We start from the raw sequence: 10,872 nt of genomic DNA on the forward strand, positions 1-10,872 counted from the left end.
CTGCGCGATTCCCGCGGCTTCCGACTGCTAGACCCGTCCGGGCGGGCCATGGTTGCAGTTCCGGCCAGACTGTGACGAAATGACGAACTTCGTCACCGCGCAGCCGGTCGTCGCCGAAACCCGCGGGCGGCATGTCCTCGGCCCGCTCCGCAAGGGCATGCACGGCCCGGGCTAGACGGCCGTGCTCCGGGCGCACTCCCGCAGTAGCCCGACGGCGCGGGTCAGCGTCTGCGGTGTCGCCGTGAACGGCAGGCGGAGATGGTGGGTCAGGGTAGCGCGGTCCGCGGCGAAGTGCGGGCCGGGAGTGATCGCGAGGCCCCGGGCGGCGGCCCGGGCCGCAAGATCGGTGGCGTTCGGGCCGTCGTCGCCGAGGCGCAGCCAGAGGGTCAGTCCGCCGGGCGGGACGGTGTACGTCCACCCGGTGCCGGCGAGCAGCTCGGCGAGGTGATCGCGCTGGGCGCGGAGCCGGGCGCGGCGGTCGGCGAGCAGGGCGGGGAGCGGTTCGCCGAGGAGTTCGGCGGCGATGAGCTGCTCCAGGGGCGGCGGCGCGAGCTGGGCCTGCAGCGGGCCCCGGCGCAGCTGTCGGACGAGGTCCGCGGTGGCCCGGATCCAGCCGACCCGGAGGCCGCTCCACAGGGTCTTGCTGGCGGAGCCGATCTGGATCACCCGCGCCCCGGCGAGGTGAGGTTCGCCACGGGGCGGGGTGCGCAGGTCCAGCTCGCGCATGGTCTCGTCGGCGATCAGGGTCAGTTCATGGCGGTCGGCGAGGGCGGCGAGGGCCCGGCGGGCCGGTGCGTCCATCTGCGCGCCGGTCGGGTTGTGGAAGTCGGGGACCAGGTAGGCGAGCCGGGGGCGGTGCCGGCGTACGGCGGCGGTGAGGTGGTCGGTGTCCCAGCCGTCCCTCGGTGACACGGCGACCGGCAGCAGACGGGCCCGGCGGGCGCGCAGGACGGCGAGGGCGCCGGGGTAGGCGGGGTTCTCCACGACCACGGGTGCCCTGCGGTCGGTGTGCAGATGGTCCAGGAGCAGGGTGAGGGCGGCCTGGGCGCCCGCGGTGACCAGGATCTGCTCGGGGCGGGTGGCGAGGCCGGCCCGGGTGTAGCGGTCCGCCAGCAGCTCGCGCAGCCGGGGCAGGCCGGCCGTGGCGACACCGGAGTCCACGAGCAGGGGCGCGCTGCGCTCGGCGGCCCGGGCGACGGCGGCGCGGTAGGCCTCGTGGGGCGCGGCGGTCACCGCGAGGGTGAGGTCCAGGTCGGCGTCCGGGGCGCCGCCCCGGTCCAGGGACCAGGGGGTGGTGCGCTCGGTGAGGCGGGCGGGCAGGCGTACGGCGCTGCCGCTGCCGTGCCGGGTGTGCAGCCAGCCGTCGGCGCGCAGCACGTCGAGCGCGGCGACCACCGTGCCCCGGCTGAGGTGCAGGGTGCGGGCCAGTTCCCGTTCCGAGGGCAGTCGGGTGCCGGCCGGGATCCGGCCGTCGACCACGGCGTCGCGTACCGCCGCCGCCAGGGTGCGGGCGAGGGGGCCGGGCCGGGTGCGCCAGTCGCCGAGCGCGGCGACGAATCCAGTGTCCACCGGTCCAGTGTCCCTGGTCCAGTTCCCGCGAAGTGGACCAGGCGCGGGGTGGCCGCTCCTGTCTAGGCTGCGGCGCATGCACCGTAGCCTCGCCGACGATCTCTCCCGGCTTCCCGAACTGCTCCAGTCCGCCCGTGACGTCGCCGCCCGGGAGGTGGCGGGGCTGGCCGAGCGGCCGGTCGCCGCGCCCGGCCCGATGCCCCGGCGTGCCCCGCTCCCGGCCGACGGCGTCGGCGGCGACGGCGCCCTCGCGCGGTTCACCGAGCGGTGGGCGCCCGGCTTCTCCGGCTCCGCCGGCCCGCGCTACCTCGGCTTCGTCACCGGTGGCGCGACGCCCGCGTCCGTCGCCGGTGACTGGCTGACGTCCGCGTTCGACCAGAACCTGTCCGGGGCGGGCGGCTCCTGGGCGCAGGAGCTGGAGCGGGAGACGGTGGCCTGGCTGCGCGAGCTGTTCGGGCTGAGCGAGGCGCACAGCGGGGCGTTCGTGACGGGCGCCACGATGTCCAACACGGTCGGGCTGGCGATCGGCCGGGAGTGGGTCGGCGAGCGGCTGGGCGTGGACGTCTCCCGGGCGGGCGCCGCCGCGCTGGGCTCGGTCGACGTGCTCTCCGGCAGCCCGCACTCCAGCATCACGAAGGCGATGTCGGTGCTGGGCATCGGCCGGGACCGGCTGCGCCGTGTGCCGCTGCTGCCCGGGAACCGGGAGGCCGTGGACGTCGCCGCGCTGGAGACGGCGCTCGCCGAGGCGGACGGCCGGCCGGTGATCGTCGTGGCGAACGCGGGCACCGTGAACACCGTCGACTTCGACGATCTGCGGGCGATCGCCGCGCTGAAGGAGCGGTACGACTTCTGGCTGCACGTGGACGCCGCGTTCGGCGGCTTCGCCGCCCTGTCCCCCGGGTACGCCGCGCTGGTCGACGGTCTCGACGCGGCCGACTCGGTCTGCGTGGACCTGCACAAGTGGCTCAACGTCCCTTATGACGCGGCCATCCAGTTCACCCGGCGCCGCGATCTCCAGGTGGCGGTGTTCCACAACGCCTCGCCGTATCTCGGCCTGCCCGTCGGGGAACCCGACTTCCTGCATCTCACCCCGGAGAACTCACGACGGCTGCGCGCCCTGCCGGCCTGGTTCTCGCTGGCGGCGTACGGGCAGGCCGGGCACCGGGAGATCGTGGAGCGGAACGTGGCCCTGGCCCGCGGGCTCGGCGAGGGCGTCGACGCGCTGCCGTGGCTGCGGCTGCTGGCCCCGGTGCGGTTCAACGTCGTCTGCTTCACGCTCGCCACGGACCCCTCCCAGGAGCGGGTGGCCGCGCTGGCCGAGGCGGTCGCCGCGTCCGGGGAGGCGTATGTGACCCCGACGGTGTACGGCGGGGTGCCCGGGCTGCGGGCGGCGTTCAGCAACTGGCGCACCACCGAGGCCGACACCGACCGGGTGCTGAAGGCGCTGGCGGCGGCCTCGGCCTGAGGGGTCAGCAGGGGCGCCGTACGGCCGCGTGGAAGCCGGTGTCTACGGCGGTGAGGCCGCCGTCGGCCACCAGGGCGGTCGCGGTGATCCAGGCGGCGTCGCGGGAGGCGGGGAAGGCGACCGCGGCGGCGATGTCCTCGGGCTCGCCGACCCGGCCGAGCGGGTACAGGACGCGGACGGCGTCGAGTTCGCCGTCGCGTCCTGCCCACGCCGAGGTGCGGACCGTGCCCGGCGCCACCGGGTTGACCCGGACGCCCCGGGCCGCCGCGTCCCCGGCGAGGGCCCGGGTGAGGGAGCCGAGACCGGCCTTGGCGGCGCTGTACCCGTGGTCGCCGAAGTCCTGGAGGCCGTTGACGGAGCCGATGCTCACGATGGCCCCGGCCCGGATGCGGCGAGGTGCGGCAGGGCGGCGCGGCAGCAGCGGTAGGCGCCGGTGAGGGTGACGTCGATGTCGCGCGCCCAGGCGTCGTCGCGGTCGTCCTCGAAGAACGGGACGTGGCCCCTTCACCGGTCAGGCGCCCTGCCACCGGTCAGGCGCCCTGCCACCGGCCGGGAACCCCTCGACGGCGATGCCCCGGCCGGCGCCCCGGGCCGCCCCGGCGACCAGCGCGACCTTGCCTTCCAGCGGTCCTGACATGTCCTGACTCCCGTGTGGTGCAAGTGCTGTCGTGCTCCACTGTGACCGGGAAGCCGGACATCTTCTGTCTGCTTTTACGCTCAGTGGCCGCGGGCGATCCACTCCTCCAGGTGGGGTGCCTCGGCGCCGATGGTGGTGGAGTCCCCGTGGCCGGTGAGGACCTTGGTCTCCGGCGGGAGGGCCAGAAGGCGGTTGCGGATGGAGTCGATGATGGTCGGGAAGTGGGAGTAGGAGCGTCCGGTGGCGCCGGGTCCGCCCCGGAAGAGGGTGTCGCCCGTGAAGACGGTGGCGAGACCGGGGTCGTACAGGCAGACGGCGCCCGGGGCGTGCCCGGGGGTGTGCAGGACGGTCAGGTCGGCGCCGGCGGCCTCGATGACCTGGCCGTCGAGGAGATGCCGGTCGGGGTCGCGGTGCGGGTGGGTCTGCTTCCACAGCGACAGGTCGTCGGGGTGCAGCCAGATGGTGGCGCCGGTGCGGTCGGCGAGTTCCGGTGCCACGTTGACGTGGTCGTTGTGGGCGTGGGTGCACACGATGGCGATGAGGCGCCGGTCGTCGACGGCACGGGCGATGGCCTCGGCGTCATGGGCGGCGTCGATGACGATCACCTCCCGCTCGTCGCCGACGATCCACACGTTGTTCTCGACGTCCCAGGTGCCGCCGTCGAGGCTGAACTGTCCGGAGGTGACGAGGCGTTCGATGCGCACGGTCATCAGAGCACCACCACCGAACGCAGCACGTCCCCGTGGTGCATCCGCTCGAACGCCTGCTCCACCTGGTCCAGTCGGACGGTCTCGGTGACGAACGCGTCCAGCGGCAGCCGGCCCTGGAGGTGGAGGTCGATCAGCATGGGGAAGTCGCGGGTGGGCAGGCAGTCGCCGTACCAGGAGGACTTCAGGGCGCCGCCGCGGCCGAAGACGTCCAGCAGGGGCAGTTCGAGCTTCATCTCGGGGGTGGGGACGCCGACGAGGACGACGGTGCCGGCGAGGTCGCGGGCGTAGAAGGCCTGCTGGTACGTCTCCGGGCGGCCGACGGCCTCGATGACGACATCGGCGCCGAACCCGCCGGTCAGCTCGCGGATCGCGGTGACCGGGTCGGCCTCCTTGGAGTTGACGGTGTGGGTGGCGCCGAGCGTGCGGGCCGTCTCCAGTTTGCGGTCGTCGATGTCCACGGCGATGATCCGGGCCGCGCCGGCCAGCCGGGACCCGGCGATCGCCGCGCCGCCGACGCCACCGCAGCCGATGACGGCGACCGAGTCACCGCGGCCGACACTCCCGGTGTTGATCGCGGCGCCGATTCCGGCCATCACCCCGCAGCCCAGCAACCCGGCGACCGCCGGGGAGACTGCCGGGTCGACCTTGGTGCACTGACCGGCCGCCACCAGCGTCTTCTCCGCGAAGGAGCCGATACCGAGGGCCGGGGAGAGTTCCTGCCCGGTGGCGGCGAGTGTCATCTTCTGCCGCGCGTTGTGGGTGTTGAAGCAGTACCAGGGCCGGCCGCGCAGGCAGGCACGGCACTGCCCGCACACCGCCCGCCAGTTGAGGATGACGAAGTCGCCGGGAGCGACGTCGGTGACGCCGTCGCCGACCGACTCCACGACGCCGGCGGCCTCGTGGCCGAGCAGGAAGGGGAAGTCGTCCGAGATGCCGCCCTGCTTGTAGTGGAGATCGGTATGGCAGACCCCGCAGGCCTGGACGCGTACGACGGCCTCGCCGGGCCCCGGGTCCGGCACCACGATCGTCTCGACCCGTACGGGCTCGTCCTTCCCCGGTGCGATCACGCCGCGTACTTCCTGCGCCATGGTCTGTCCCTTCCTTCGGTTGCCTTCGCCGCCGACCCTACGCGCGACCGATCGACAGCGGGATTGACCACGAGGGTGATCGTGGATCTTTCCGCCACACGGAGACGTGACCGGATGACGCCATTCCATGATGGCAATCTTTTTGCTGGCCGCGGGGGTTTGTCCGGTGTCTCCGCCCGGCCCGGGCGTGCCTCAATGGAGGCATGCCCCCTGACGGCAGCAAGGGACCTACCGCGTTCCTGTTCTCGGCCGGTGTCCCGCCGCGCCCCGGGACGGCGCGGGAACTCCGGGCGGCCTTCCCGGTGTTCGCGGAGGCTCTGGACGACCTGTGCGCGCGTCTCGATCCGTATCTGGAACTCCCGCTCGGCAGCGTGCTCTTCGCGGCCGACGGCACGCGTGTGTCGGCGCTGCTGGGCCGGGCCTCGTTCGCCGGTCCGGCGGTCTTCGCCCTCCAGATGGCGCAGTACCGGCTGCTGCGCAGCTGGGGTGTGCGGCCGGACGTGCTGTTCGGCCAGGAGGCCGGGCGGATGGCCGCCGCGTACGCCGCCGGGGTGTTCTCCCTGGCCGGCGCCTGCCACGCGGTCGGCACCCTGGCCCGGCTGCTGGGCGGCCGCCCGGGCCCGGCACGGCGCTCGCCCGACCCGGCCGGGATCGCCGCCGCGTACGGCCGTACGCTCGCCACGCTGCACCCTCGTGTCCCGCGCCTGCCGCTCGTCTCCGACGTCACCGCCCGGCCGGTGACCGGCGAGACGGCCGAGCCGGAGTTCTGGGTGACGCCGGGCCGGCCGCGGTTCGCGGACGCGGTCGGCCGGATGCACCGGGAGGGGGTCCGCAGATGGCTGGAACTGGGCCCCGGAGACGGGCTCACCAGCCTGCTCCCCGGCTGCCTCCCGGGCGACGGCACGGCTTCGGCGTACGCCCTGGCCCGGGACTGGCCGGCCCTGCGGGCGGCGGGCCGCGCTCACCCGTGAGGCGGAGGCGCCGGCTGCGCTTGCCGAGGCCGCCGGGGCGGAGGAGTCTCTGAGGTGGGGCCCGTGCGGCCCGCTTCCGGACGGGCCGCGGGCGCCTGAAGGAGGTCACCATGGGTACCGCGACGGGGTCCGCTTTCGACACCGAGACACTGCGCCGGGGCATCGAGGGGAACACCGGCAACAACCTGCTGTCGCTCTACGCGGACGACGCGGAGATCCGTATCGTCGACCGCAACAACCAGCCCAGTCACCCCACGGTCCTGCACGGCCGGGGCCAGATCGCCGAGTTGCTGGACGACATCTACAGCCGCGACATGACGCACAAGCTGGAGCAGTGCGTCGTCCAGGGCGACCACGCCGCCTACAGCGAGTCCTGCGAGTACGAGGACGGCACCCGGGTGCTCGCCGAGTCGATGGTCACCCTGCGGGACGGCAAGATCGCCGATCAGCTCATCGTCCAGGTCTGGGACGAGTAGGACCCGGCCGGGTGTGCCGGACGCCGGAAGGAGGGTCGCGCAGGTCCAGGTCACCTTGCGGCCGGCCTGGACCTCTCGGTTACGCTGTGCGCGGGCCGTGACTGGCGCTGAGGTGGAGTACCACCGGGGAGCGGTCCGTGGTCGTGCCGCGCGCCTGGGCGAGGAGAGTCGATCCAGCTCAGGAGTGTGCAGCATGACCCAGGCCCGTCTCATGGACGGCACCGCGCTCGCCCGCCGCACGGTCGAGGAGACCGCGCGGAAGGCCGCCGACCTCACCGAGCGCACCGGTACCGCGCCCTGCCTCGCGACCGTGCTGGTCGGCGAGGACCCGGCCTCCGTGACCTACGTCCGCATGAAGCAGAACCGCTGCCGCAAGGCCGGTATCGAGTCCCGGCACGTGGCGCTGCCCGCGGCCACCACGACCGCCGAACTCGTCGGGGTGCTGCGGGAGTTGTCGGCCGACCCCGGCGTGCACGGGATTCTGCTCCAGCACCCGGTGGGCGACCACATCGACGAGCGGGCCGCGTTCGAGGCGATCGCGCCCGAGAAGGACGTGGACGGCGTCACCTTCGCCTCGTTCGCCACGATGAGCTTCGGGCTGCCCGGCTTCGTCTCCTGCACGCCCGGCGGCATCCTGCGGCTGCTGGACGAGTACGACGTGGACCCGGCCGGAAAGCGGGCCGTGGTGGTCGGCCGCAGCGCGATCCTCGGCAAGCCGGTCGGCATGCTGCTGCTGGCCCGGGACGCGACCGTGACGTACTGCCACTCTCGGACCCGGGACCTGTCGGCGGCGGTCCGGGAGGCCGACATCGTCGTCGCCGCGGTCGGCCGCCCGCGGCTGATCCGCGGGCAGGACGTCAAGCCGGGCGCGGTCGTGATCGACGCCGGTTACAACCCGGGGAACGTCGGTGACGTCGACTTCGACTCGGCCGTGGAGCGGGCCGCGCTGATCACGCCGGTGCCGGGCGGGGTCGGTCCCATGACCATCGCCACGCTGCTGGAACAGACCGTGGCGGCCGCCGCCCGGCAGTTCGGGGCGTAGGGATCAGCGCAGCCAGGCGCTGTACTCCATGACGTCCCCCGCCCCGACCCCGTACTCGGGCTGGTTGCGCGTGAAGGTGGTCTCCAGGCCGAGGACCGCACCGGTGCGCGGATCGAGGATCAGCATCCGGCGGGCGCCGCCGGGGACGTCGTACACGTACGCCTGCCCCGGTCGCCCGAGCCGGTCCGTGACCTGCCCGGCGGGCCGCAGGTCCCGGGCGTCCGCGAGGACCCGGACCAGGGCCGCGGACTCGCGGGCGCCGAGCGTCCAGTGGTCCAGCAACTCCTGGAGGCCGTCGAGAAGTTCGCCGGTGTCCGGGGTGCCGGCGCGGACCGTTTCGGCCAGGTAGGCGCGCAGGGCGGAGGGGGTGTGCGGGGGGCGGGCCTCGGGCGGGGCGTCGCTCCAGCTCGGCGGGTAGGTGCGCCGGCTCAGCACCTGCCCGTCGGCCACCAGGCGCGGGGCACCGCCCGCGTCGGTGAGGACCGGGCGGCCGGGGTGGCGGGGGTCGGTCGCCACGACCACTTCGGTGTGGCTGTCGTCCGCCCGCCAGCGCACCACGCGCTCCTCGGGCAGGGTCACGGGCGGCTTGTCGTCACTCATGCCGAGGCTCCACGACTGCACGTGCGTGCCCCTGCGCAGCGGTGGCGAGCCGTCGGCGGCGGCCGCCTCGGCGAGGTCGGCCAGCTGCGTCAGCGGTACGGGCACGGAGTGGGCGCGCACGGTCAGTGGCCGGGGCGCGGCGAGGGCGGGTCCGCCGGCGGGGCCGGCGAGGAGCGCGGTGAGGACGGTCGCGAGGACGACACCGGTGGCGGCCAGGGCCCACAGCGGCCGGGGGCGGGGCGCGCGGCGGAGCCAGGGGCGGCGCGCCGGGGGCTGGTGCAGCAGGCGTTCCAGCTGCCGCTCGGCACGGTGGTCCAGCGGGCCGTCGCCGAACCGGGGGCCGTCGTCGGGGACCGGGTTGGCGTGGCGAAGGAGGTCGAGTTCGTCAGGCATGGCGGGGGTCCTTGAGGGGGGTGGCGTCGGCCGGGTGCGCGGGCTGCGGGGCCGGGGGCCGCAGCCGGTCGACCTCGGCGCGCAGCCGGCGGCGGGCGCGGTGCAGGCGCATCGCCGCCGCGCGCCGTCCGCAGCCGAGGGCGACCGCGATCTCCTCGGCACCGAGCTCCTCCCAGGCGGCGAGGCGCAGCACCTCCTGGTCGGCCGGGGTGAGCCGGTCCAGGGCCTCGTGCACCCAGGCGCCCGGTTCCTCGGCGTCCGGCCCGGCGGCGATGTGCCGGCCGTGCGCGGCCTCGTCGTTGCCGAGCCGGTCCACCAGCCGGCGCCGGCGCCCGTAGCCGCGTACCGCGTTCGCCAGGCAGTTGCGGGCCACCCCGTACAGCCACGGCAGCGGCACGGCCGGCAGGTCGGCCCGGCGCCGCCAGGCGACCGTGAACACCTCCGCCACCACTTCCTCCACCTCGTCGGCCCGCCCCTGAAGTCGCCTCGCGACATAGCGGCTGACCGCCCAGTAGTGCGCGCGATAGGCAGCGGCGAAGATCTCGTCGTTGCTCATGCTCGGTTCGTGTCCGGCATTCCCCGGATCGTCACACCCTTCTTCCGTGATGCTCCTCGCGTCGTCCGAGTGTGACGGGCGGGCCGGGCGCGGACACAGGCGGGGCGTGAAGAGGATCAGAGACACCAGGGCCGTGCAGTGGCTCACCAGCACCGACCACAAGACGATCGGCACGCTGTATCTGGCGACGTCGTTCGCGTTCTTCCTGATCGGTGGCGTGATGGCGCTGCTCATGCGCGCCGAGCTGGCCCGTCCGGGCCTGCAGATCATGTCGAACGAGCAGTTCAACCAGGCGTTCACGATGCACGGCACCGTGATGCTGCTGATGTTCGCCACGCCGCTGTTCGCCGGTTTCGCGAACTGGATCATGCCGCTTCAGATCGGTGCGCCGGATGTGGCGTTCCCGCGGCTGAACATGTTCGCCTACTGGCTGTACCTGTTCGGCTCGCTCATCGCGGTCGGTGGCTTCCTCACCCCGGACGGCGCGGCGGACTTCGGCTGGTTCGCCTACTCCCCGCTGTCGGACGCGGTCCGCTCGCCGGGCATCGGCGCCGATATGTGGATCATGGGTCTGGCCTTCTCCGGCTTCGGCACGATCCTCGGCTCGGTCAACTTCATCACCACGATCATCTGCATGCGTGCCCCGGGCATGACCATGTTCCGCATGCCGATCTTCGTGTGGAACGTGCTGCTGACCGGTGTCCTGGTCCTGCTCGCCTTCCCGGTCCTGGCGGCCGCGCTGTTCGCTCTGGAGGCGGACCGCAAGTTCGGCGCGCACATCTTCGACGCGGCCAACGGCGGAGCCCTGCTGTGGCAACACCTCTTCTGGTTCTTCGGCCATCCAGAGGTGTACATCATCGCGCTGCCGTTCTTCGGCATCATCTCCGAGGTCATCCCGGTGTTCTCCCGTAAGCCGATGTTCGGCTACATGGGTCTGATCGCGGCGACCATCGCGATCGCCGGTCTGTCCGTGACCGTGTGGGCCCACCACATGTACGTCACCGGTGGTGTGCTGCTGCCGTTCTTCTCCTTCATGACCTTCCTGATCGCGGTACCGACCGGTGTGAAGTTCTTCAACTGGATCGGCACGATGTGGAAGGGCTCGCTCTCCTTCGAGACGCCGATGCTCTGGGCGACCGGCTTCCTGATCACCTTCGTGTTCGGCGGGCTGACCGGCGTCATGCTCGCCTCACCGCCACTGGACTTCCACGTCTCCGACAGCTACTTCGTGGTGGCGCACTTCCACTACGTGGTCTTCGGTACGGTCGTCTTCGCGATGTTCTCCGGCTTCCACTTCTGGTGGCCGAAGTGGACCGGCAAGATGCTGGACGAGCGCCTCGGCAAGATCACCTTCTGGACGCTGTT

Annotated in this window: 11 protein-coding genes, 1 pseudogene and 1 riboswitch; of the genes and pseudogenes, 5 read left to right on the top strand and 7 right to left on the bottom strand. The window is 73.2% G+C overall.

Translation table 11 applies throughout. The features are described from left to right. Positions 1 to 171: 171 nt before the first annotated feature. Entirely contained in the window at positions 172 to 1,569 is a 1,398-nt protein-coding gene (locus tag ACZ7DL_RS26280) for an aminotransferase-like domain-containing protein (protein WP_470777583.1), read from the bottom strand. 76 nt (positions 1,570 to 1,645) lie between these two features. Here ACZ7DL_RS26280 and ACZ7DL_RS26285 point away from each other — a divergent pair, with 76 nt between their 5' ends. Further along, positions 1,646 to 3,034: a pyridoxal phosphate-dependent decarboxylase family protein gene (locus tag ACZ7DL_RS26285; protein ID WP_470777585.1), complete on the top strand. Its 1,389-nt coding sequence runs from the start codon at positions 1,646 to 1,648 to the stop codon at positions 3,032 to 3,034. A gap of 4 nt (positions 3,035 to 3,038) precedes the next feature. On the opposite strand, the pseudogene ACZ7DL_RS26290 reads toward ACZ7DL_RS26285, so the two are convergent. From ACZ7DL_RS26290 to ACZ7DL_RS26305, 4 genes and pseudogenes are all read right to left on the bottom strand, one after another. Next, positions 3,039 to 3,526: pseudogene (locus ACZ7DL_RS26290) on the bottom strand (SDR family NAD(P)-dependent oxidoreductase); the annotation flags it as partial. Positions 3,527 to 3,545: 19 nt separating this feature from the next. Beyond that, positions 3,546 to 3,671 carry a hypothetical protein gene (locus ACZ7DL_RS26295; RefSeq protein WP_470777586.1) on the bottom strand — a complete coding sequence of 42 codons (126 nt, stop codon included), beginning with the start codon at positions 3,669 to 3,671 and terminating at the stop codon, positions 3,546 to 3,548. Between the two features lie 80 nt (positions 3,672 to 3,751). Next, positions 3,752 to 4,381 carry an MBL fold metallo-hydrolase gene (locus tag ACZ7DL_RS26300; protein WP_470777588.1) on the bottom strand — a complete coding sequence of 210 codons (630 nt, stop codon included), beginning with the start codon at positions 4,379 to 4,381 and terminating at the stop codon, positions 3,752 to 3,754. Then, positions 4,381 to 5,469 (bottom strand): S-(hydroxymethyl)mycothiol dehydrogenase, encoded by a 1,089-nt coding sequence (locus ACZ7DL_RS26305; protein ID WP_470777590.1) that lies wholly within the window; start codon positions 5,467 to 5,469, stop codon positions 4,381 to 4,383. The genes ACZ7DL_RS26300 and ACZ7DL_RS26305 overlap by 1 nt, the downstream gene beginning before the upstream one ends. A gap of 203 nt (positions 5,470 to 5,672) precedes the next feature. Here ACZ7DL_RS26305 and ACZ7DL_RS26310 point away from each other — a divergent pair, with 203 nt between their 5' ends. From ACZ7DL_RS26310 to ACZ7DL_RS26320, 3 genes are all read left to right on the top strand, one after another. Next, positions 5,673 to 6,440: an acyltransferase domain-containing protein gene (locus ACZ7DL_RS26310; protein WP_470777591.1), complete on the top strand. Its 768-nt coding sequence runs from the start codon at positions 5,673 to 5,675 to the stop codon at positions 6,438 to 6,440. A gap of 110 nt (positions 6,441 to 6,550) precedes the next feature. Next, positions 6,551 to 6,916 (top strand): nuclear transport factor 2 family protein, encoded by a 366-nt coding sequence (locus ACZ7DL_RS26315; RefSeq protein ID WP_470777593.1) that lies wholly within the window; start codon positions 6,551 to 6,553, stop codon positions 6,914 to 6,916. Positions 6,917 to 7,003: 87 nt separating this feature from the next. Further along, positions 7,004 to 7,083, top strand: a riboswitch (ZMP/ZTP riboswitch). A 26-nt stretch (positions 7,084 to 7,109) separates the two neighbouring features. Then, entirely contained in the window at positions 7,110 to 7,958 is an 849-nt protein-coding gene (locus ACZ7DL_RS26320; RefSeq protein WP_470777594.1) for a bifunctional 5,10-methylenetetrahydrofolate dehydrogenase/5,10-methenyltetrahydrofolate cyclohydrolase, read from the top strand. Between the two features lie 3 nt (positions 7,959 to 7,961). Here ACZ7DL_RS26320 and ACZ7DL_RS26325 read toward each other — a convergent pair whose 3' ends face one another. Then, positions 7,962 to 8,951: a CU044_5270 family protein gene (locus ACZ7DL_RS26325; RefSeq protein WP_470777596.1), complete on the bottom strand. Its 990-nt coding sequence runs from the start codon at positions 8,949 to 8,951 to the stop codon at positions 7,962 to 7,964. Then, positions 8,944 to 9,507 carry an RNA polymerase sigma factor gene (locus ACZ7DL_RS26330; protein ID WP_470777598.1) on the bottom strand — a complete coding sequence of 188 codons (564 nt, stop codon included), beginning with the start codon at positions 9,505 to 9,507 and terminating at the stop codon, positions 8,944 to 8,946. The genes ACZ7DL_RS26325 and ACZ7DL_RS26330 overlap by 8 nt, the downstream gene beginning before the upstream one ends. A gap of 106 nt (positions 9,508 to 9,613) precedes the next feature. Between ACZ7DL_RS26330 and ACZ7DL_RS26335 the strand changes: the two genes are divergently transcribed. Further along, positions 9,614 to 10,872: cbb3-type cytochrome c oxidase subunit I (locus tag ACZ7DL_RS26335; RefSeq protein WP_470777600.1), on the top strand; the 1,259-nt coding region annotated here is incomplete at its 3' end.

The organism is Streptomyces sp. NPDC036984 (genome assembly GCF_055607665.1).

Coding starts and splice junctions, on each gene's coding strand:
- ACZ7DL_RS26285 (WP_470777585.1), top strand. CDS start 1,646: ATGCACCGTAGCCTCGCCGACGATCTCTCCCGGCTTCCCGAACTGCTC.
- ACZ7DL_RS26295 (WP_470777586.1), bottom strand. CDS start 3,671: ATGTCAGGACCGCTGGAAGGCAAGGTCGCGCTGGTCGCCGGGGCGGCC.
- ACZ7DL_RS26300 (WP_470777588.1), bottom strand. CDS start 4,381: ATGACCGTGCGCATCGAACGCCTCGTCACCTCCGGACAGTTCAGCCTC.
- ACZ7DL_RS26305 (WP_470777590.1), bottom strand. CDS start 5,469: ATGGCGCAGGAAGTACGCGGCGTGATCGCACCGGGGAAGGACGAGCCC.
- ACZ7DL_RS26310 (WP_470777591.1), top strand. CDS start 5,673: ATGCCCCCTGACGGCAGCAAGGGACCTACCGCGTTCCTGTTCTCGGCC.
- ACZ7DL_RS26315 (WP_470777593.1), top strand. CDS start 6,551: ATGGGTACCGCGACGGGGTCCGCTTTCGACACCGAGACACTGCGCCGG.
- ACZ7DL_RS26320 (WP_470777594.1), top strand. CDS start 7,110: ATGACCCAGGCCCGTCTCATGGACGGCACCGCGCTCGCCCGCCGCACG.
- ACZ7DL_RS26325 (WP_470777596.1), bottom strand. CDS start 8,951: ATGCCTGACGAACTCGACCTCCTTCGCCACGCCAACCCGGTCCCCGAC.
- ACZ7DL_RS26330 (WP_470777598.1), bottom strand. CDS start 9,507: ATGAGCAACGACGAGATCTTCGCCGCTGCCTATCGCGCGCACTACTGG.